The sequence below is a fragment of the Massilia sp. DD77 genome (assembly GCF_036961685.1).
Classification (GTDB): Bacteria; Pseudomonadota; Gammaproteobacteria; order Burkholderiales; family Burkholderiaceae_D; genus Telluria.
In genome coordinates this window covers 167,521-186,761 of sequence record NZ_JBAMDH010000002.1, presented here as the reverse complement: position 1 = coordinate 186,761, position 19,241 = coordinate 167,521, and the positions used below count along the sequence as shown (strand labels likewise).

Below are 19,241 nucleotides of genomic sequence, written 5' to 3'. Positions count from 1 at the left end.
ACCACTTTATGCAGGATCCGCCGAGTTAATGACAACTTGCGAAGCGGAATATAAATGTCGCTAAAGCGTCGCAGGCACGAGTTGCTGCGGCAGTTTTTTGACCAGTAACTTGGAGCCCCAATGTCCAACGACTACCTCTTTACTTCCGAATCCGTCTCCGAAGGCCACCCCGACAAGGTCGCCGACCAGATCTCCGACGCCATCCTCGACGCCATCCTGGAACAGGATCCGCGCGCGCGCGTCGCTGCCGAAACCCTGTGCAACACCGGCCTGGTGGTGCTGGCCGGCGAAATCACGACCCACGCCAACGTCGATTATATTCAGGTCGCGCGCAACACCATCAAGCGCATCGGCTACGACAACACCGAGTACGGCATCGACTACAAGGGCTGCGCCGTGCTGGTCGCCTACGACAAGCAGTCGCCCGACATCGCCCAGGGCGTGGACGAAGGCGCCGGCATCGACCTCGACCAGGGTGCGGGCGACCAGGGCCTGATGTTCGGCTACGCCTGCGACGAAACCCCGGAACTGATGCCGGCTGCGATTTATTATTCGCACCGCCTGGTCGAGCGCCAGTCGCAGCTGCGCAAGGATGGCCGCCTGCCGTGGCTGCGCCCGGACGCCAAGTCGCAGGTCACCCTGCGCTACGTGAACGGCCGCCCGGTGGCCGTCGACACCGTGGTCCTGTCGACCCAGCACGCACCCGAGATCAGCCACTCGCAGATCCAGGAAGCCGTCATCGAAGAGATCATCAAGCCGGTCCTGCCGCGCGAATGGCTGGACGGCACCAAGTTCCTGGTCAACCCGACCGGCCGCTTCGTCATCGGCGGCCCGCAGGGCGACTGCGGCCTGACCGGCCGCAAGATCATCGTCGACACCTACGGCGGCGCAGCCCCGCACGGCGGCGGCGCGTTCTCGGGCAAGGACCCGTCCAAGGTCGACCGTTCGGCAGCCTACGCCGCCCGCTACGTGGCGAAGAACGTGGTCGCCGCCGGCCTGGCGCGCCAGTGCCAGGTGCAGGTCAGCTACGCCATCGGCGTGGCGCGCCCGATCAACATCACCGTGTACACCGAAGGCACGGGCGTGATCCCGGACGAGAAGATCGCCCAGCTGGTGATGGAACACTTCGACCTGCGCCCGAAAGGCATCGTGCAGATGCTCGACCTGCTGCGCCCGATCTACGCCAAGACCGCGGCCTACGGCCACTTCGGCCGCGAAGAGCCGGAATTCACCTGGGAGCGCACCGACAAGGCGGCGCTGCTGCGCGCGGAAGCCGGTCTGTAATTTCCGGACTGCGGACTGTCCAGTGCGCCCTGCGGGGTGATGCCTGTCACTTAAGGCATCGACCTGCCGGCGGCTTGGGATAAAACGGATTCACGTCCAACGTGAATCCGTTTTTAATTATGGCTCTTCACCTTGACCTGGGCTATGCAACTCAGCTGGCACCGCATGGGTTCGAGTGTTTCGCCAGCCTGACATAGGTTGACGAGACTGGTGGCCAACTCGCTTTGTCGGCACACTATGACAGGCGCGGCATGAATTCCGCGAAGGCATCCGGTTCGAGCGGGCGGCTGATGAGATAGCCCTGAATGACATCGCATCCGGCGTCCTTCAGCTCCGCGACCTGGAGCTCGTTCTCGACGCCTTCCGCGACCGTTTTCATGCCCAGAGACCGGGCGAGACCGACAATGCCCCGGATGACGGCCGATGCCTTCTCTGAAACGAGCAGCGCCTGGACGAACGACCTGTCGATCTTCAGCGTGTCGATAGGCAATCGAACCAGGTAGCCGAGACTGGAATATCCAGAGCCGAAATCGTCCAGCGATGTGGATATGCCAGCTTGCTTCAGCGCGGCAAGAACCGAGGTTGCCTTTTCGATATCGGTAACCAGGGAGTCCTCCGTGACTTCGACGTCGAGCATTGCGGGGGAGACGCCATGAGCCTCCGCGATACGGAGAATTTTATCGACCAGTCCCGCAGCCAGGAGTTGTCGAGCCGACAAATTGACGCTGATCCGCAGATTGCGCATCCCCAGGCGTCGCCATGCCTCGATATGCTCGCAAACTTCATCGAGCAGCCAGTCGACGAGGGTTTCTTCGTAGGGCGAGTCCAGTAACACATCCAGGAATACGCCCGGCGCGAGCAAGCCGCGTTCAGGATGGCGCCAGCGAAGCAGCGCCTCGGCGCCGACTGGGGAAGCGTCTGCGAGTGCTATCTGTGGCTGAAAATGAAGCTCGAACTGCTTCGCGGCAAACGCCCCACGAAGATCCATGCGCAAAGCAAGACGGTCACGCATGCCCCGGTCGAGTGCTTCGTCGAACATGCGCACCCGAAACCGACCAGATGACTTCGCTGCGTACATGGCCGTGTCAGCATGACTCAGCAGCGTCTCGGCTGATTCCGATGCTTCTCTCAGCAGCGCGATGCCAATGCTGGCGGACAGGGAGACAGATCGTCCGCCTGCTTCGAATGGCGTTGCGAACTCCCTCAGCACCGCGTGCCCGAGCGCTTCCGCTGCGCTTTCAGTCGTATTGCGTAACAAGATAATGAACTTATCGCCCCCTACGCGCGCGGCGAAGACCTCAGGGTTGAGAATCGCGAGCAGCCTATTCGTAAAGTCGCACAGCAGCCCATCGCCGGCCGCATGACCGAAGGCGTCGTTGACTTCCTTGAAATGGTCCAGGTCGATCAACAGCACCGCCAGGGGAGCGCCAGGCATAAAGCCCGAGCAAGCAGCCTCGGCGACCGCGCGTGACAACACTTCCATGCACTTGCGCCGGTTGGGCAATCCCGTCAAGTAATCGTGGTTGGCTTCGAATTCCAGCTGCGCCTCGTGCTGGTGGTCGCATGTGACGTCGCGAAAAAGCACGGTGATGCCATCGTCGTGGGCAAATGCGCGCACCTCGAACCAAGTGCTGAGCGGCGCGTAATAGTCGGTGTGCCGGCCAGGCTGTCCAGTTGCCGCAGTCTGCCGATAAACGCGACCATAGTGGGAGTCTGCCAACTCCGGAAAACACTGCCATATTTCGCGTCCAAGCAGGTTTTCCCGTTGCTGCTGCAAGTATCGTTCAGCTGTATGGTTGAGGTAGGTGAAGCGCCACGATCGGTCCAAGGACATGAATCCGTCGCTCAGGCTATCAAGCATCTCGCCAAGGTGAGCCGCAGTAGGCTGTCTGGCGCCGGCATCCGACGGGCGGGGCGGACAAGAGTCAGTCTGGTTTTCCATGGTTCAACCTTCCGTTCGCATCGCCGCTCAAGGCACCGCTCGTGCGCAAACGGTGGGATCACCCCATTCTAGACGCATTCGCCTCCGAGACGAACATCGGGCGCCTTGGCGTCCGGTGTCTTTTGCGAGCGTCGGCGCGTGCGCCAACCCGACAAGCAAGATGACAGCAGGGCCGTCCGATGCTAAACTGGCGGGCCGAGGAGCGTTGCGACGAAACCAGTTTTCGCCAGGCTCGGACATCAAGAACTGCGCTCACGTTACTTTTTTCTAAACATTGAAAGGAGGGCGTGATGAGCGCCGTACTCAAAGAATCCCCCGATTATCTCGTCGCCGACATCTCCCTGGCATCCTGGGGCGAGAAGGAAATCCGCATCGCCGAAACCGAAATGCCGGGCCTGATGGCGATCCGCGAGGAATACGCCGCGGCCCAGCCGCTGAAGGGCGCGCGCATCGCCGGTTCCCTGCACATGACCATCCAGACCGCGGTCCTGATCCGCACCCTGGAAGCCCTGGGCGCGCAAGTGCGCTGGGCCTCGTGCAATATCTATTCGACCCAGGACCACGCCGCCGCCGCCATCGCCTCGGTCGGCACCCCGGTGTTCGCCGTCAAGGGCGAAACCCTGGACGAATACTGGGAATACACCCACCGCATCTTCGAATGGCCGGCGGACAACCACGCCAACATGATCCTGGACGACGGCGGCGACGCCACCCTGCTGCTGCACCTGGGCGTGCGCGCGGAAAAGGACATCTCGGTGCTGGACAAGCCGGGTTCGGACGAAGAGATCTGCCTGTTCAACGCCATCAAGGGCCGCCTCGCGCGCGATCCGGCCTGGTACTCGAAGCGCCTGCCATGCATCAAGGGCGTCACTGAAGAGACCACCACCGGCGTGCACCGCCTGTACCAGATGCACCAGGACGGCAAGCTGGCCTTCCCGGCGATCAACGTCAACGACTCGGTCACCAAGTCGAAGTTCGACAACCTGTACGGCTGCCGCGAATCGCTGGTGGACGGCATCAAGCGCGCCACCGACGTCATGGTCGCCGGCAAGATCGCCGTCATCGCCGGCTACGGCGACGTGGGCAAGGGCTCGGCCCAGGCCATGCGCGCACTGTCGGCCCAGGTCTGGGTCACCGAGATCGATCCGATCTGCGCCCTGCAGGCCGCGATGGAAGGCTACCGTGTCGTGACCATGGACTACGCCGCCGAACACGGCGACATCTTCGTCACCTGCACCGGCAACTACCACGTCATCACCGAGCAGCACATGCTCAAGATGAAGGACCAGGCGATCGTCTGCAACATCGGCCACTTCGACAACGAAATCGAAGTCGCCGCGCTCAAGAAGTACGAGTGGGACAACATCAAGCCGCAAGTCGATCACGTGATCTTCCCGGACGGCAAGCGCATCATCCTGCTGGCCGAAGGCCGCCTGGTGAACCTGGGTTGCGGCACGGGCCACCCGTCCTACGTGATGAGCTCGTCGTTCGCGAACCAGACCATCGCCCAGATCGAACTGTTCAGCAACACCGCGCAATACCCGGTCGGCGTCTACACGCTGCCCAAGAAACTGGACGAAAAAGTGGCGCGCCTGCAGCTCAAGAAGCTCAACGCGCAGCTGACCGAACTGACCGAAGAGCAAGCTGCCTATATTTCGGTGAGCAAGGAAGGCCCGTACAAGCCGGAGCACTACCGCTACTGATCCGGTAGCTCCGCTGTACCGCCACGCCAGGCCGCATGCTGTTGTCGCGGCCTGGCGTCTTCCCCAAGCCGGGCGTGCCCCCGCACGTCCGCGTACCACGAAAGCGATGCCCGATGCGCCTGCTCCTGACCTGGCTGATCAATGCCGCCGCCCTCATGGCCCTGCCGTTCCTGATGGACTCCGTCCAGATCACCAATGTGAGCACGGCCTTCATCGCCGCGCTGGTGCTGGGGCTGGTCAATACCCTGATCCGTCCCGTGCTGGTGGTGCTGACCTTGCCGGTGACCCTGGTGTCGATGGGCCTGTTCATCCTGGTGATCAACGCCTTGCTGTTCTGGCTGGTGGCGCACTGGATCGAGGGCTTCGAGGTGGCGGGTTTCTGGTCGGCCTTCGTGGCGGCCATCTTGTACAGCATCATTTCGTGGGCGCTTTCAACCTTGCTCCTCTCAGACAAAGATGGAAACTCCTAATTTCAGTATCGAGTTCTTCCCGCCCAAGACGGCAGAGGGCGCGGAAAAGCTGCGCGCCACGCGCCAGAAGCTGGCCGGGCTCCAGCCCAAGTATTTTTCGGTGACCTTCGGCGCCGGCGGCAGCACCCAGGCCGGCACCCTGCAGACCGTGCTCGAGATCCAGCAGGAAGGCCATGAGGCGGCGCCTCACCTGTCCTGCATCGGCGGCGACCGCGACTCGATCCGCGCCATCCTCAAGCAGTTCCAGGAGCATGGCATCCGCCGCCTGGTGGCCCTGCGCGGCGACCTGCCGAGCGGCTACGGCGGCGCCGGCGAGTTCCGCTACGCGAACGAGCTGGTGGAATTCATCCGCCAGGAGACCGGCGACTGGTTCCACATCGAGGTCGCGGCCTATCCCGAGATGCACCCGCAGGCCCGTTCGCCCCAGGACGATTTGCAGAACTTCGCGCGCAAGGTGCAAGCCGGCGCGAATGCGGCGATCACCCAGTACTTTTATAATGCCGACGCCTATTTCCAGTTCGTCGACAACGCACGCAAGCTGGGCGTCGATGTGCCGGTGGTGGCGGGCATCATGCCGATCACGAACTATACGCAGCTGATGCGTTTCTCGGACATGTGCGGCGCCGAGATCCCGCGCTGGGTGCGCCTGAAGCTGGCCAGCTACGGCGACGACAGCGCCTCGATCAAGGCCTTCGGCCTGGACGTGGTGACGGCGCTGTGCGAGCGCTTGCTCGCCGGCGGCGCACCGGGCCTGCATTTCTACAGCATGAACCAGGCGGTGGCGACCACCGCGATCTGGCAGCGGCTGGTGAAGTAATACCCGTCGCTCGAACGCGTCGGCGGGGGGCCTGACGACCCTACGGTAGGGTTGGCGGCTATGCCGCCGACGCGTTCAACTCGCTCTCGCGCACCCGTGACGGCACCGGTCGATCACGTTTCCTCGGTAATCACCCGATCCAGCGGTACGTCATGCACGTCGCCCGCGAATTCCGCCAGCTGGCAGGCATACGCGATCCCCAAGGTCCGCGGCCTTGGCTGCGCCTCGAGCGTGCGGTCGTAAAACCCGCCCCCATACCCCAGCCGGTATCCCTGCGCATTGAATCCCAGGCAGGGCACCAGCAGCGCCGGCGGCCTGGCCACGAGGCGCAGCTCGGCCGGCACCGCCACGCCCAGCCGGTCGTTCACGGTCGGCTCCCCCGGTATCCATTCGGCAAACCCGAGCGCCGCGTCGCGCGCCAGCACGACCGGCAGCGCCAGCCGTACGCCTGCCTGCGCCAATTCCGCGTAGGCTGGACGCAAGTCCGGCTCGCCCGCCAGCGGCCAGTACACCCCCAGCATCGCCTGGGGATGGGCCCGCCACCAGGCCAGGACCTGGGCGCCGATGCGGTCGTCCCAGGCGAGCTTGGTGGCGTGGTCGATGGCGCGGCGGCGGGCCTTGAGCGCGCTGCGCAGGGCGGATTTGTCTTGTTGCAGCAAGTCATCAGCGCTTGTGATGAGCTCGGTGCCGTCTGGCAGAGCGCTGGATGCGCGTGGTATTCTTGAATCGCCGGTCATGGTTTGAATGCAGCGTACTTTGAGAGTTCTGATGTTTCGATCGAGTTTGACAACCGGCGTCTTGCCGACCGCTATTGCCCTTCTCCTGGCCCTTGCATGGATGCCGCCTGCCTTGGCCCAGGAAGATCCCGAAGCCCCCCAGCCCGAGCAGGCGCAACCACCCGTATTGCCCGTGCCGCCCGGCGCGCCGGCCGTGCCGGGAGCGCCGGCCGCCGACATCAGGGCCGACGACGACAGCAACTTCCTGCTCCTGCGCGAAGCCGCGCGCCAGAACGACAGCGCCAGGATCCAGGCCCTGGCTTCGCGCCTGCCGCCGCAGTATCCGCTGGCCTCCTATGTCGACTATTATCGTCTGAAACCGCGCCTGCGCGAGGCCGCGCCCGAGGAAATCCGCGAGGTGCTGCGCCGCCACGAGGGCAGCGCCATCGCCGAGCGCCTGCGCGCCGACTGGCTGCTGGAGCTGGGCCGGCGCCGCGACTGGACCACCTTCGAACGCGAAGCGGGGACGCTGGCCCAGAACGGCGAGCTGCAGATCCGCTGCTACGCCTTGCTGGCGCGGGCCAGCCGCGGCGAACCGGTCCTGCAGGACGCGCGCGCGCTCCTGACCAACCCTCCCGCCTACGGCGAAGCCTGCGCCGCCCTGATGGCGCAACTGGCGCAGAACGGCCAGTTCACCGAAGCCGACCTGCTGTGGCAACTGCGCCTGGCGGGCGAGATGAACGCCACCGGCCCCGCGCGCCGCACCGCCTCCCTGCTCGGGGCGTCGGATACCCGCGCGGCGCAGGCGGTCGACCTGCCGGCCGTGGCCATGGCGCGCGGCATCGGCACCACCCGCGCCGAGCGCGAGATCTACCTGGTCGCCCTCGGCCGCATGGCGCGCTCGAGCCTCAAGCTGGCTACCGTCGCCCTGAACAAGAACAGTCCCAAGCTCTCGCAGGACGAGCGGGCCACCGGCTGGGCCAACCTGGCGCTGGCGGCCTCGATCGGCCTGTCGCCGGAGGCGGACGACTACTGGCGGCGCGCCAACGGCGCCCGCCTGACCAATGAGCAGATCCAGTGGAAGACCCGCATCGCGCTGCGCAAGGGCGACTGGAAGGGCGTGCGCGCCACCATCGAGGCGATGCCCGCCGGCCTGCGCGCGGAGCCGGCCTGGGTCTACTGGCTGGGCCGCGCCCACAAGGCCGAAGGCCATGCCGAGCAGGCGCGCGAGCTGTTCGAGCGTATCGCCGTGCAGTCGAATTTCTATGGGCAACTGGCGATGGACGAACTGGGCCGCATGGTGACGGCGCCGCCGGCGGTGGCGCCGGTCACCGCCCCGGAGCTGGCGCAGGCGGCCGCCAATCCGAGCCTGCAGCGCGCCCTCAAGTTCTACGCCTTGCGCCTGCGCGCGGATGGCAACCGCGAATGGAACTGGGGCCTGCGCGGGCTGTCTGAACGTCAGCTGCTGGCCGCGGCCGAATTCGCGCGCCGCAACGAGCTGCTCGACCGCATGGTCGAGACCTCGCTGCGCACGCGTACCGAGCTCGACTACGCCCAGCGCTTTCCCGCGCCCCATTTCGAGATCCTGCGCCCCACCGCGCAAGACCTCGGGCTGGACAAGGCCTGGGTATATGGCCTGATCCGCCAGGAGTCGCGCTTCATCCAGGACGCGCGCTCCGGCGTCGGCGCCTCGGGACTGATGCAGGTGATGCCGTCCACCGGCAAGTGGGTGGCCGCCAAGATCGGCCTCGACAACTTTGTGCACGACATGTTGAACGACCTGCGCACCAACATCACCTTGGGAGCGAACTACATGAACATGGTGCTGGAAAACTTCGACGGCTCGGAGGTGCTGGCCACCGCCGCCTACAACGCCGGCCCGGGACGCGCGCGCGCCTGGCGTGGACGGCTGGCGGAACCGATGGAAGGCGCGGTCTTCGTCGAGACCATTCCCTTCTCCGAGACGCGCGGCTACGTGCGCAACGTGATGGCCAACGCCACCAACTACGCCGCCGTGTTCGACAACAAGCCGCAGTCGATCAAGACGCGCCTGTCCACGATCCAGCCGCGCGGCGGCAGTTCCGTCCTGCCCTGAGGCCGCCATGGGCTCGCTCAAGGTGGTCGCGATCGGCGCGACCGGCTTCATCGGCGGCCACCTGGTGGCGCGGCTGTCCGAGGAGGGCGTCGACGTCGTCGTCCCGGCGCGCCACTACGAAAGCGCCAAGCAGCTGACCCTGCTGCCCGACGTCGACCTGCGCGTGGCGAATATCCACGACGACAAGGTGCTGCGCAGCCTGATGGAAGGCTGCGATGCGGTGATCAACCTGGTCGGCGTGCTGCACGGCGGCCACGGCCGGCCCTACGGCGAGGGCTTCCGCCGCCTGCACGTGGAGCTGCCGCACCGCATCGCCGCCGCCTGCGCCGACCTGGGCGTGGCGCGCTACCTCCACATGAGCGCCCTGGGCGCGAGCGCGCAGGGCGCCTCGATGTACCAGCGCTCCAAGGCCGACGGCGAAGCCGCCGCGCGCAGCCGGCCGCAGGTGGCGGCCACGGTCTTCCGGCCCTCGGTGGTGTTCGGCCCGGGCGACCATTTCCTCACCATGTTCGCGCGCCTGCAGCGCCATCTGCCCGTGGTCCCGCTGGCCTGTGCCAATGCGCGCTTCCAGCCGGTCTATGTCGGCGACGTCGCCAGCGCCTTCGTGCGCGCGCTGGCCCAGCCGCACACGCGCGGCGCCGTGATCGAACTGGGCGGCCCCCGGGTCTATACCCTGGCCGAGCTGGTGCGCCTGGCCGGTCGCTATGCGGGCTGCGAGCGCACGGTGATTGGCTTGCCGGACTGGATGGCGCGCGTGCAGGCGGGCATGTTCGAGATGCTGCCGGGGGACCCCGTCATCAGCCGCGACAACCTCGACTCCATGAAGACCGACAACGTGGTCGATCCGGCCACGAAAGCCTTGACAGCGGAGGCGCTCGGAATCAAGCTCACACCGCTCGAGGCCGCCGCACCGCATTATTTGACGCCGGGTGATCCGCTCGATGCCTACCGTACCCGCGCAGGCCGTTGAGGATGTGCAGGGTGGGCGGGGTCATTCATGCCAATGGCCTGAATGACGAAGGCCCGCGCGGTGATGGTTGGCAGCAAGATCATCCGGTACGAAACTGGAACCGATAACGATCACCGCGTGGGCGGCAAAGCCGCCCACCCTACGAACACCACAGGAACGCCATGCAGACCATCGAACTCGACCCGATCCTCTCGCACACCCTGGACCAGGCGCGCCGCCCGGGCCTGACCCTCGTCATCGGCAACAAGAACCTGTCGTCCTGGTCGATGCGTCCCTGGGTGGCGGCGGTCGCGTTCGGCATTCCCTTCACCGAAGTGCGCGTGCTGCTCGACCAGCCCGACACCTCCGCCAATATCGCGCGCTATTCGCATGCGGGCCGGGTGCCGGTGCTGCTGGCCGGCGACATGACCATCTGGGACAGCCTGGCCATCACCGAATACCTGGCGGAGCAGTTCCCCGACAAGCACATGTGGCCGCAGGACGTGGCGGCGCGCGCGCTGGCCCGTTCCATCGTGGCCGAGATGCATTCGGGCTTTTCCGAACTGCGCGGCGCGATGCCGATGAATATCCAGGCCCACCTGCCGGGCCGCGGCCGCACGCCTGGCGCCCAGGCCGACATCGGCCGTATCTGCGAGATCTGGGAAGACTGCCTGTCGCGCTTCGGCCACCACCACTTCTTGTTCGGCGATTTCTCGATCGCCGACGCCTTCTATGCGCCGGTCGTTACCCGCTTCCGTACCTATGGGGTGGCCCTGGCGCCGGCCCTGCAGGCCTATTGCGACCGCGTGCTCGCCCACCCGGCCGTCGCCCGCTGGGTGAAGGAGGCCCTGGTCGAGGACGACCCGACCCCGCTGCACGACGCCGAGCTGCCGGGCGATTGAGGATGCGCAGCTACGTCGTCGGCGGGGCGGTCCGCGATCAGCTGCTGGGCCTGCCCGTGCAGGACCGCGACCACGTGGTGGTCGGCGCCACCCCCGAGCAGATGCTGGCGGCCGGCTTCCGCCCGGTGGGCAAGGACTTCCCGGTCTTCCTGCACCCCGCCACCCACGAGGAATACGCGCTCGCGCGCACCGAGCGCAAGACCGCCAAGGGCTACCACGGCTTCGCCTTCCACACCGCGCCCGACGTCACCCTGGAACAGGACCTGGTGCGGCGCGACCTGACCATCAACGCCATGGCGCTGGGCGAAGACGGCGCGATCGTCGACCCCTACGGCGGGCAGCGGGACCTGGACGAGCGCATATTCCGCCACGTGTCGGAAGCCTTCGCCGAAGACCCGGTGCGCATCCTGCGCGTGGCGCGCTTCGCCGCGCGCTTGCCGGACTTCCGCGTTGCCGATGCCACCAATGCGCTGATGCGGCGCATGGTGGACGAGGGCGAGGTCGACGCCCTGGTGGCGGAGCGTGTCTGGCAGGAGCTGGCGCGCGGCCTGATGGAAGCGCGTCCCTCGCGCATGCTGGCCGTGCTGGACGACTGCGGCGCACTGGCCCGCATCCTTCCCGAACTCGACAGCAGTGCGCGCACGATGGACATGATCGACGAGGCGGCGCGCCGTGCGCACCCGCTCGAGGTGCGCTTCGCGGTCCTGATGTGCGGACTGCAGGCCGGCGGCGCCGGCCTGCAAGCGGTCCAGGACGTGTGCACGCGCCTCAAGACGCCCAACGAATGCCGCGACCTGGCCGTGATGACGGTGCGCGAACTCGGCCTGGCGGCGCCCCAGGCGGGCGTACCCGATGCGCCCGCACTGGTCGCGCTGTTCCAGCGCTGCGACGCCTTCCGCAAGCCGGAGCGCTTCGTCCAGATGCTGCAGGCCGCGGCCTGCACCGTCCGGGATGCCGACCTGCCGCCGGCTCTCCAGGAAGCGCGCCTGCTGCCCACGCTGGCGGCGGCGCGCGGCGTGAACGCGGGTGAGATCGCCCAGCGCTGTGCCGGGAACAAGGCGCAGATTCCCGCAGCGGTCCATGCGGGAAGGGTGGAGGCGGTAGCGGCAGTCCTGGACGCCATGTCTTGACGCGGTCCAAGCCGGATCGAACGCGGCAACCCGCCATGCATGTGTTACATTCGCTTACACCCTGCCTGCAATACAGTTAATAGTTTTGCTATGCTTCCCTGTCGGTAATTTGTTGCGTTGGGGGAAAATATGCTTGCCACATTGGCGCAGCGCGTAGCGAGCCTGAGTCCGCGCCGCCGCCTGCTGCTGGCAGGCCTGGCGGTGGCGGCGCTCAGCTTCCTGCTCGTCTTCCTGTTCGTCCGCACCGAGGCGGTGGATCCGGAAATCCGCAACCGGGTCATGCTCAACCTGCGCGAGCTCGAGAAGCTGGACGCCGAATGGGACGCGAACATCCTGCGCGCCCACATCGGCCGCGCGCCCCAGGAAGCGCGCCTGACCACCCAGCTGCCGCGCATGCACGACCTGATGGCGCGCCTGGGCGAGGCGCTGCCCCATACCACCGGCGACGCCGCGCCGGCCGCCTACGCCCAGCTGCGCCAATCGCTGCGCACCAAGGAGCAGCTGGTCACCCTGTTCGCCGTCCACAATCCGCCGCTGCGCGAGGCCCTGCTGCACGTGCCGCCGGCCGTGGCCGACCTCAAGACGGAGTTGAGCGGCATCGAGGGCGCGCTGGCGCCGGCCCGCATCGTGGTCCGGCTCGACACCACGCTGAATGCGCTGCTGACCGAGATCCTGCGCTACAACCTGGCGCCGAGCCCGGCCCTGGCGACCCGCATCGACGAGATCCTGGGCGATGTCGCGGCCCAGGAAATCGCCTTCTCGCCGGCCGTGGTCGACAAGATGGACGCCCTGATCCACAGCTGCCGCGTGATCCTGGAAAAGCGTCCGCTGGAAAACCGCCTCGAAGCCCAGATCGCCGCCGCCGGCACCGGCGCCGCCCTCGACCGCCTGGGCCGGGAGTTCGACCGTTCCTTCGACACCGTGCTGCTGGAGCGCCAGCGCTTCCGCGGCTACCTGTTCGCCTATTCGGCGCTGCTCTTGATCCTGCTGGCCTACGCCGGCTGGCGCCTGCGCCGCAGTTACCGCATCATCGGCGAAGTGAACCAGCGCCTGCAGGCCGCCAACGAAACCCTGGAGCAGCGCGTGGCCGAGCGCACCGCCGAGCTGGAGACGCAATCGAAGCAGCTTGAACGCCTGGCCCAGCACGACAGCCTGACCGGCCTGATCAACTACCGCCAGCTGACCCGCCTGCTCGACCGCGCACTGGCGCGCGCCGACCGCCGCGACAGCGTGGTGGTGCTGATGTTCATCGACCTGGACGGTTTCAAGGCCGTGAACGATACCTGGGGGCACGCCACCGGCGACCTGGTGCTGCAAATGGTGGCGCGCCGCGTGCAGGACAAGCTGCGCGCCGAGGACGCCCTGGCGCGCCTGGGCGGCGACGAATTCGTCATCATGCTCGAAGACGTCAGCTCGCGCGATGGGGCGCTGCGTGTCGCCAGGCTCGCGCTCGAGCAGATCGAGTCGATCACCGAGGCCGACGGCAATCCGGTACGGATCTCGGCCAGTATCGGCATCGCCGCGGCGAAAGGGCAGGCCGGCGCCGTACGCGGCCAGGCCGCCCTGCTGGCGGACGCCGACAAGGCCATGTACCAGGCCAAGCAGTCGGGCAAGGGCAGCTTCGTGGTCAGCCCGCAGTCACAATGGACCGGCCCGCCGTAAAGCCAGGCTGGCGTTTCCGCACGGCAAGCGCGACAATGAGCGGGGACGGCCGGGTTCGGCTAGAATGCTGTTTGTTGCAGTGCACAATAAAGGTGCGACCAATGTTGGACAATCCCTTGCGCCGCTGGATCCAGGGCCTGAGCGGAAGAAAAGGCCAGCCGACCGTGCTGGTCAAGGAACTGGCCGAGCGCGACCGCCGCCGTGTGCTGAAGCACTTCCTGGCGCTGGACGCCAGCGACCGCCTGCTGCGCTTCGGCAGCATGATTCCCGACGAGCAGATCAAGGCCTACGTTGCCAAGATCGATTTTTCACAGGACATCGTGTTCGGCGTGGTCAACCGCGTGTTCCAGCTGGTCGGCGTCGGCCACCTGGCGTTTTCGACCGCCGCGGGGCGCGGCACGACGAGCAAGGAGCGGGTGGCCGAATTCGGCGTCTCGGTCTCGGCATCCGCGCGCGGGCAGGGGGTCGGCACCCGCCTGTTCCAGCGCGCCGCGATCCACTGCCGCAATTCGGACATCGACACCCTGTACATGCAGTGCCTGTCCACGAACAAGACCATGATGCACATCGCGAAAAAGGCCGGCATGCAGATCAAGCGCGAGTACGGCGAAGCCGATGCCTACCTGCAGCTGCCCCCGCCCAGCCCGGGCAGCGTGATGGCCGAGGCGCTGGAAGAGCAGTTCGCCGTGATCGACTACACCGTCAAGGCCAACGCCCGCGCGGCCGTGAAGTGGTTCTCGCCAAAGAAATAAGCAGCATCATGTTCATGCGTTGATCGCTCACACTAGCCGTAGGGTGGGCGGGTCCCCCGCCCACCTTACGATCCGCGCAGCTGCTTCTATCCAAGCCGCCGCTACTCCTTGATCTCCGCCTCGACCAGCTGCGCCAGCAGCTGCAGCGACTCCTGCCACCCGAGATAGCACATCTCCGCCGGAATCGCGGCCGGAATCCCTTCCTGCGTGATCCGCACATCGACCCCGCAGAATACCGGGCGCAAGCTGACCGTGGTCTGCATCCGCCCCGGCAGGTTCGGATCGTCGAACTCGTCCGTGTAGCGCAGGCGCTCCCCCGGAACCAGCTCCAGGTATTCGCCGCCAAACGCATGGCTGTTGCCGGTCGTCAGGTTGGTGAAGGACATCCGGTAACGGCCGCCGACCCGGGCGTCCATCTCGTGCACGGTGCCGAAGTAGCCGTGCGGCGGCAGCCACTTGGCCAGGGCGTCCGGATTGGTGAAGGCGCGGTACACGCGATCGGGCGTGGACTTCAGGACACGGTGCAGTTCAACGCTGTTGGTGGACATGATCGATTCCTTTTTTCGACAGTGGCAGAGGACGACCCTCTGCCGGCACGACGAACGGACGCGCCGAGATTCGACATGCCGGCAGATCTTTTTACATCACGCGGATATCGACATCAATATTGCCACGCGTCGCCTTCGAATAGGGACAGGTCTGGTGCGCGGCGGCGACCAGCGATTGCGCGACCTCGGCGGGCAGGCCCGGCAGGTGCACGTTCAGGCGCGCCTGCAGGAAATATTCGCCGTTCAGGTTGGCCAGGTCCACTTCGGCATCGACGCAGGACTCGGAAGGCAGTGTGAGGCCGAGCTTGCCCGCAGCCAGCCCCATGGCGCCGATGAAGCAGGCCGACCAGCCGGCCGCGAACAGCTGTTCCGGATTGGTGCCCGCGCCGCGCGAACCGGGCGAGGACAGCTTGAGGTCGAGCCGGCCGTCGGTACTGCGGGCGGAGCCGTCGCGGCCGCCGGTGGTGCGGGTCTTGCCGGTGTAAAGCACGGTGGTGGTATCACGCATGATGCATTCCTTCTGGGTGGGGTGAAAAGGCTTAGCGGTCGTCGCCGGATTCGGCGACATAGACCATGATGTCCTGGGCAGGGGCGAGCTCCGGCACGATGTGCGCCAAGTCGAAGACCAGGCGGGTGCGGGCGGTGTCGAAGCGCCATACGAAGCTGCCCTGCTCGCTCACGAAGCGCACGATCTCGCCCTGCTGGACGTTGACGTAGCGGGTCGAGGCGTCGATCCGGATATCGCGCTGGGCGGCGCCGCTGTCGGCGGCCATGCCATAGGGCTGGGCGATCTCCGCCGCGTTGGCCTGCAAGGCCGCGGCGAACAGGAGGGCGCCGGCGGCGAGGGTGTGGACGGCATGGCGGCGAGGCGAGGTCAACATATGATTTCCTTTCAGCTTGGTGAATGAGTCAGAGCCACTTGGCCACGTCCAGGATGGCTTGGGCAAAGGCTTGCGGCGCTTCCTGCGGCAGGTTGTGGCCGATGCCGCCAGTCAGGTGGCGGTGTTCGTACCTGGCCAGGAATTTCTTCGCATAGACCTTGGGGTCCGGATGCGGCGCGCCGTTGGCGTCGCCTTCCATCGTGATGGTCGGCACCTTGACGTCCGGGAAGCGGGCCAGGCGCTGTTCCAGGTCCTCGTAGCGCGCTTCCGATGGCGCCAGGCCGAGGCGCCAGCGGTAGTTGCTGACCGAGATGGCGACGTGGTCGGGGTTGTCGAGCGACCTGGCCGAGCGCGCGAAGGTGGCGTCGTCGAATTTCCACTGCGGCGAGGCCAGCTCCCAGATCAGGCGCGCGAAGGCGTGGGTGTTCTCGCGGTAGCCCTGTTCGCCGCGCGGGGTGGCGAAGTAGTACTGATACCACCACTGCAGTTCCGCCTTCGGGGCCAGCGGCTTGCGGTTGCCTTCCTGGCTGCCGATCAGATAGCCGCTGACCGACACCAGGGCCGTGCAGCGCTGCGGCCACAGCGCCGCCAGGGTGGCCGCGATGCGCGCGCCCCAGTCGAAGCCGGCGACGATGGCCTTGTCGATCTTGAGCGCGTCCAGGAAGGCGACGGCGTCCGCGGTGAAGCTGGCCTGCTGGCCGTTGCGCGGCGTGTCCGTGGACAGGAAGCGGGTGCTGCCATAGCCGCGCAGGTGCGGCACCAGCACCCGGTAGCCGGCGGCGGCCAGCACCGGCACGACGTCGATGAAGGCGTGGATGTCGTAGGGCCAGCCATGGAACAGCACGATCGGATAGCCGTTGCGCGGGCCGGCGTCGACATAGCCCACGTCGAGCAGGCCGGCGCGGATCTGCTTGATGTCGGTGAAGGTGTTGCTGGCGGGCGTGATGCCGCCGGCCAGCGACGAGACGGCGGCGTGCACGCTGCCGGCCAGGCCCAGCTGGGCGGCGGCCAGGCCCAGCGAGGCGGTGTTGAGGAAGCTGCGGCGTTTCAGGTTGGTGGTCTCGGTCATGATGTTCTCCAGGGTCGGGGTCTCGGGGGATGGATTCAGAGCGACATGCCGCCGTCGATGGTCAGGCTGGCGCCGGTCATGTAGCCGGATTCGGTACTTGCCAGGTAAGCCGCCAGGGCCGCGACTTCATCCGGCTGGCCGACGCGCTTGAGGGGAATCCATTCCTTGACCATCTCGATCATGTCGGCCGTCATGTCGGTCTCGATCGGGCCCGGCTGGATGTTGTTGATCGTGATGCCGCGCGGCGCCAGGTCGACCGCCAGGCCCTTGACCATGACGGCGACCGCGCCCTTGGTCATCGAGTACACGCTGGAGCCCGGGTGCCCGCTGCGCACCGCCGTATTGCTGCCGATGGTGATCACGCGCCCACCCGCCGGCATGTGCGGCAGCGCCGCCTGGATCGCCAGGTAGACGCCGCGCACGTTCACGTCCAGCATGCGGTCCAGCTGCTCCAGGCTGAAGGCGGCCACGTCGGCGATGTGCAGGACGCCGGCGTTGACGACCACGATGTCGATGCGGCCGAAGCGCGCCACTGCCTGGCCGACAGCGTCCTGCAGCTCGGCTGCGCTGGCGCTGTCCGCCTTCAGCGCCATGGCCTGCACGCCCTGCGCCTCGATGGCGGCGGCGACATCGAGGGCCTTGGCGCCGGCGCTGGCATAGGTCAGGGCGACGTTGGCGCCGTCGCGCGCCAGGCGCAGGGCGATGGCGGCGCCGATGCCGCGCGATCCGCCGATGACGAGGGCAGTCTTGTTCCGGGTGCTAGCGGTGTTCATGTCTGGTCCTTGGTGAGTTGGTATGGCTCTATTAAAAATCCCGCAGGTATCCCCACTGTGTCGGGAAGCGGGCCGACTGCAATCGCATGTGTATGGCCCCGGCCCGGACACACTGGGATACAAAAAGCAAGCTCAGTTCGCTTCCGCGAGCAGGGCGCGGATCTTGGCCTCGGTCTCCGCGTAGTCGCCCTCGCCGAAATGCGAGTACACGACCTGGCCCTGCTTGTCGACCAGGTAGACCGCCGGCCAGTACTGGTTCGAGTAGGCCTGCCAGGTGGCATAGCGGTTGTCCTGGGCGACCGCGTAGGGAATCCCGAAGCGCTTGATGGCCGCCTGGACGTTCGAGGTCGAGCGCTCGAAGGGGTACTCGGGCGTATGCACTCCCACCACCACCAGGCCCTTGTCCTTGTACTTCTCGTGCCAGCTCTTCACATAGGGCAGGGTGCGGATGCAGTTGATGCAGGTGTAGGTCCAGAAGTCGACCAGCACCACCTTGCCGCGCAGCTGCTGCATGCTCAGCGGGGGCGAGTTCAGCCAGTTGTTGATGCCGGTGAATTCCGGCGCCGCCATAGGGCTGGCGGAAGCGGCATGGGCCGAGAAGCTGGCGGTGGCGAACAGGGCGGCGATCAGGGTTTTCATGGTGTGTCCTTTCAAAGCGGGATGAAATTGGCGACAGTGAAGTCGGCGAAAGTGAAGTCGGCAAGGTGGGCGTACAGCAGGACGTCGACCTGGAAATAGATGACGACGGCGGTCAGCAGGATCAGCAGGCCGAACACCTGCTGCAGGCGGTCGGTATAGCGGGCCACGCTGCGGATGTGCCGGCGCACGAACTGGCCGCCGTAGGCGATGGCGAGCATGGGAATGCCCGCGCCTATGGCGTAGAGGAGAAGCAGGGTCGCCGACCAGCCGATATCCTGTGCCTGGGCGACCAGCACCAGGATCGAGGCCAGCACCGGTCCGGCGCAGGGCGTCCAGACCGCGCCCAGCGACATGCCGAGCAGCAGGCCGCCCAGCTTGCCCGCACGCTCCGGCGAGGAGGAGGGCAGCAGGGTGCCGGCGAAGCGGGCCGCGTACCGCATCGCCCAGGCATAGGGCGCCTTCCACAGCATGGCGAGTCCGGTCAGCGCCAGCATCGCGATGCCGGCCAGGCGCAGCGTCTCGTGGGCCAGCTCGAACTGCTGAGAGGCACCGGCCAATAGCATGCCGAGCGATGCGAAGGCCAGGACGAAACCGGCGACGATGAAGACGGGGCGGCCGCGGTCCGTGTCTTGCAGAGAGCCGCCCAGGACGATGGGCAGGATGGGAAGCACGCAGGGCGAGGCGATGGTCAGCACCCCGCCGAGCAGGGCGAGCGGGGCGTCGATAAGATGTTGCATGGTGTCGGTCCTCCTGGTTGGATGACCGCATTACATCGCCCCGGCGTATCCCGGCTGTGTCCAGACCGGGCGGTTTTGCAATGTACTGTACCGGGAGCCGGGCCGGATACACTGGGATACAAAAGTCCGGCGCAGGCAGGCTATAAATAGACCTCAATCACCTTTGGCAGGA

General features: G+C 66.5%; 19 protein-coding genes and 1 riboswitch. Of the genes, 10 read left to right on the top strand and 9 right to left on the bottom strand.

Annotated features, from left to right (window positions below; translation table 11 throughout):
* Positions 1 to 120: 120 nt before the first annotated feature.
* Positions 121 to 1,284 carry a methionine adenosyltransferase gene (gene metK / locus V7778_RS01930; RefSeq protein ID WP_335551664.1) on the top strand — a complete coding sequence of 388 codons (1,164 nt, stop codon included), beginning with the start codon at positions 121 to 123 and terminating at the stop codon, positions 1,282 to 1,284.
* A 235-nt stretch (positions 1,285 to 1,519) separates the two neighbouring features.
* On the opposite strand, the gene V7778_RS01925 is transcribed toward metK, so the two are convergent.
* The gene (locus V7778_RS01925; protein WP_335551663.1) at positions 1,520 to 3,226 is read right to left on the bottom strand and encodes a putative bifunctional diguanylate cyclase/phosphodiesterase; all 1,707 of its coding nucleotides are present in this window, start codon (positions 3,224 to 3,226) and stop codon (positions 1,520 to 1,522) included.
* 191 nt (positions 3,227 to 3,417) lie between these two features.
* A riboswitch (S-adenosyl-L-homocysteine riboswitch) is annotated at positions 3,418 to 3,487 on the top strand.
* A gap of 29 nt (positions 3,488 to 3,516) precedes the next feature.
* Here V7778_RS01925 and ahcY point away from each other — a divergent pair.
* The 3 genes from ahcY to metF all read left to right on the top strand — a co-directional run bounded on the left by ahcY (position 3,517) and on the right by metF (position 6,216).
* Positions 3,517 to 4,929, top strand: a complete 1,413-nt coding sequence (gene ahcY / locus V7778_RS01920) for an adenosylhomocysteinase (RefSeq protein WP_335551662.1) — start codon at positions 3,517 to 3,519, stop codon at positions 4,927 to 4,929.
* Positions 4,930 to 5,042: 113 nt separating this feature from the next.
* Positions 5,043 to 5,399: a phage holin family protein gene (locus tag V7778_RS01915; RefSeq protein WP_335551661.1), complete on the top strand. Its 357-nt coding sequence runs from the start codon at positions 5,043 to 5,045 to the stop codon at positions 5,397 to 5,399.
* Positions 5,386 to 6,216 (top strand): methylenetetrahydrofolate reductase [NAD(P)H], encoded by an 831-nt coding sequence (gene metF / locus V7778_RS01910; RefSeq protein WP_335551660.1) that lies wholly within the window; start codon positions 5,386 to 5,388, stop codon positions 6,214 to 6,216. Before V7778_RS01915 ends, metF begins: the two co-directional genes overlap by 14 nt.
* Positions 6,217 to 6,329: 113 nt before the next feature.
* Here metF and V7778_RS01905 read toward each other — a convergent pair whose 3' ends face one another.
* Positions 6,330 to 6,875, bottom strand: a complete 546-nt coding sequence (locus V7778_RS01905; RefSeq protein WP_335551659.1) for a 5-formyltetrahydrofolate cyclo-ligase — start codon at positions 6,873 to 6,875, stop codon at positions 6,330 to 6,332.
* Between the two features lie 178 nt (positions 6,876 to 7,053).
* Between V7778_RS01905 and V7778_RS01900 the strand changes: the two genes are divergently transcribed.
* The 6 genes from V7778_RS01900 (at position 7,054) to V7778_RS01875 (ending at position 14,422) form a co-directional block, all read left to right on the top strand.
* Positions 7,054 to 9,027 (top strand): lytic transglycosylase domain-containing protein, encoded by a 1,974-nt coding sequence (locus V7778_RS01900; RefSeq protein ID WP_335551658.1) that lies wholly within the window; start codon positions 7,054 to 7,056, stop codon positions 9,025 to 9,027.
* Between the two features lie 7 nt (positions 9,028 to 9,034).
* The gene (locus tag V7778_RS01895; RefSeq protein ID WP_335551657.1) at positions 9,035 to 9,997 is read left to right on the top strand and encodes a complex I NDUFA9 subunit family protein; all 963 of its coding nucleotides are present in this window, start codon (positions 9,035 to 9,037) and stop codon (positions 9,995 to 9,997) included.
* 161 nt (positions 9,998 to 10,158) lie between these two features.
* Complete coding sequence (locus V7778_RS01890; protein WP_335551656.1) at positions 10,159 to 10,878, top strand: glutathione S-transferase family protein; 720 nt, start codon at positions 10,159 to 10,161, stop codon at positions 10,876 to 10,878.
* A gap of 2 nt (positions 10,879 to 10,880) precedes the next feature.
* Positions 10,881 to 12,008, top strand: coding sequence for a multifunctional CCA tRNA nucleotidyl transferase/2'3'-cyclic phosphodiesterase/2'nucleotidase/phosphatase (locus V7778_RS01885; RefSeq protein ID WP_335551655.1), 1,128 nt, complete (start codon positions 10,881 to 10,883; stop codon positions 12,006 to 12,008).
* 129 nt (positions 12,009 to 12,137) lie between these two features.
* A complete protein-coding gene (locus tag V7778_RS01880; protein WP_335551654.1) occupies positions 12,138 to 13,670 on the top strand; it encodes a diguanylate cyclase in 1,533 nt (510 codons plus the stop codon).
* 101 nt (positions 13,671 to 13,771) lie between these two features.
* Positions 13,772 to 14,422, top strand: a complete 651-nt coding sequence (locus V7778_RS01875) for a GNAT family N-acetyltransferase (protein ID WP_335551653.1) — start codon at positions 13,772 to 13,774, stop codon at positions 14,420 to 14,422.
* A gap of 101 nt (positions 14,423 to 14,523) precedes the next feature.
* Here V7778_RS01875 and V7778_RS01870 read toward each other — a convergent pair whose 3' ends face one another.
* The 7 genes from V7778_RS01870 to V7778_RS01840 all read right to left on the bottom strand — a co-directional run bounded on the left by V7778_RS01870 (position 14,524) and on the right by V7778_RS01840 (position 19,069).
* On the bottom strand, positions 14,524 to 14,970 hold the full coding sequence (locus V7778_RS01870) for an SRPBCC family protein (RefSeq protein WP_335551652.1): 447 nt from the start codon (positions 14,968 to 14,970) through the stop codon (positions 14,524 to 14,526).
* Between the two features lie 91 nt (positions 14,971 to 15,061).
* A complete protein-coding gene (locus V7778_RS01865) occupies positions 15,062 to 15,478 on the bottom strand; it encodes an organic hydroperoxide resistance protein (protein WP_335551651.1) in 417 nt (138 codons plus the stop codon).
* Between the two features lie 31 nt (positions 15,479 to 15,509).
* On the bottom strand, positions 15,510 to 15,851 hold the full coding sequence (locus V7778_RS01860; protein ID WP_335551650.1) for a CzcE family metal-binding protein: 342 nt from the start codon (positions 15,849 to 15,851) through the stop codon (positions 15,510 to 15,512).
* A 28-nt stretch (positions 15,852 to 15,879) separates the two neighbouring features.
* On the bottom strand, positions 15,880 to 16,920 hold the full coding sequence (locus tag V7778_RS01855) for an alpha/beta fold hydrolase (protein WP_335551649.1): 1,041 nt from the start codon (positions 16,918 to 16,920) through the stop codon (positions 15,880 to 15,882).
* 35 nt (positions 16,921 to 16,955) lie between these two features.
* Positions 16,956 to 17,693, bottom strand: coding sequence for an SDR family NAD(P)-dependent oxidoreductase (locus tag V7778_RS01850; protein ID WP_335551648.1), 738 nt, complete (start codon positions 17,691 to 17,693; stop codon positions 16,956 to 16,958).
* 132 nt (positions 17,694 to 17,825) lie between these two features.
* On the bottom strand, positions 17,826 to 18,332 hold the full coding sequence (locus tag V7778_RS01845) for a thioredoxin family protein (protein WP_335551647.1): 507 nt from the start codon (positions 18,330 to 18,332) through the stop codon (positions 17,826 to 17,828).
* An 11-nt stretch (positions 18,333 to 18,343) separates the two neighbouring features.
* Positions 18,344 to 19,069: a cytochrome c biogenesis CcdA family protein gene (locus tag V7778_RS01840; protein ID WP_335551646.1), complete on the bottom strand. Its 726-nt coding sequence runs from the start codon at positions 19,067 to 19,069 to the stop codon at positions 18,344 to 18,346.
* Between the last annotated feature and the right edge of the window lie 172 nt (positions 19,070 to 19,241).

What these genes read in the sequence shown, in the direction of transcription:
- V7778_RS01855 (WP_335551649.1), bottom strand. Translation starts at nt 16,920, where the DNA reads ATGACCGAGACCACCAACCTGAAACGCCGCAGCTTCCTCAACACCGCC.
- V7778_RS01915 (WP_335551661.1), top strand. Translation starts at nt 5,043, where the DNA reads ATGCGCCTGCTCCTGACCTGGCTGATCAATGCCGCCGCCCTCATGGCC.
- V7778_RS01860 (WP_335551650.1), bottom strand. Translation starts at nt 15,851, where the DNA reads ATGTTGACCTCGCCTCGCCGCCATGCCGTCCACACCCTCGCCGCCGGC.
- V7778_RS01850 (WP_335551648.1), bottom strand. Translation starts at nt 17,693, where the DNA reads ATGAACACCGCTAGCACCCGGAACAAGACTGCCCTCGTCATCGGCGGA.
- metF (WP_335551660.1), top strand. Translation starts at nt 5,386, where the DNA reads ATGGAAACTCCTAATTTCAGTATCGAGTTCTTCCCGCCCAAGACGGCA.
- V7778_RS01840 (WP_335551646.1), bottom strand. Translation starts at nt 19,069, where the DNA reads ATGCAACATCTTATCGACGCCCCGCTCGCCCTGCTCGGCGGGGTGCTG.
- V7778_RS01885 (WP_335551655.1), top strand. Translation starts at nt 10,881, where the DNA reads ATGCGCAGCTACGTCGTCGGCGGGGCGGTCCGCGATCAGCTGCTGGGC.
- V7778_RS01900 (WP_335551658.1), top strand. Translation starts at nt 7,054, where the DNA reads ATGCCGCCTGCCTTGGCCCAGGAAGATCCCGAAGCCCCCCAGCCCGAG.
- V7778_RS01845 (WP_335551647.1), bottom strand. Translation starts at nt 18,332, where the DNA reads ATGAAAACCCTGATCGCCGCCCTGTTCGCCACCGCCAGCTTCTCGGCC.
- V7778_RS01890 (WP_335551656.1), top strand. Translation starts at nt 10,159, where the DNA reads ATGCAGACCATCGAACTCGACCCGATCCTCTCGCACACCCTGGACCAG.
- V7778_RS01925 (WP_335551663.1), bottom strand. Translation starts at nt 3,226, where the DNA reads ATGGAAAACCAGACTGACTCTTGTCCGCCCCGCCCGTCGGATGCCGGC.
- ahcY (WP_335551662.1), top strand. Translation starts at nt 3,517, where the DNA reads ATGAGCGCCGTACTCAAAGAATCCCCCGATTATCTCGTCGCCGACATC.
- V7778_RS01880 (WP_335551654.1), top strand. Translation starts at nt 12,138, where the DNA reads ATGCTTGCCACATTGGCGCAGCGCGTAGCGAGCCTGAGTCCGCGCCGC.
- V7778_RS01870 (WP_335551652.1), bottom strand. Translation starts at nt 14,970, where the DNA reads ATGTCCACCAACAGCGTTGAACTGCACCGTGTCCTGAAGTCCACGCCC.
- V7778_RS01875 (WP_335551653.1), top strand. Translation starts at nt 13,772, where the DNA reads ATGTTGGACAATCCCTTGCGCCGCTGGATCCAGGGCCTGAGCGGAAGA.
- metK (WP_335551664.1), top strand. Translation starts at nt 121, where the DNA reads ATGTCCAACGACTACCTCTTTACTTCCGAATCCGTCTCCGAAGGCCAC.
- V7778_RS01865 (WP_335551651.1), bottom strand. Translation starts at nt 15,478, where the DNA reads ATGCGTGATACCACCACCGTGCTTTACACCGGCAAGACCCGCACCACC.
- V7778_RS01895 (WP_335551657.1), top strand. Translation starts at nt 9,035, where the DNA reads ATGGGCTCGCTCAAGGTGGTCGCGATCGGCGCGACCGGCTTCATCGGC.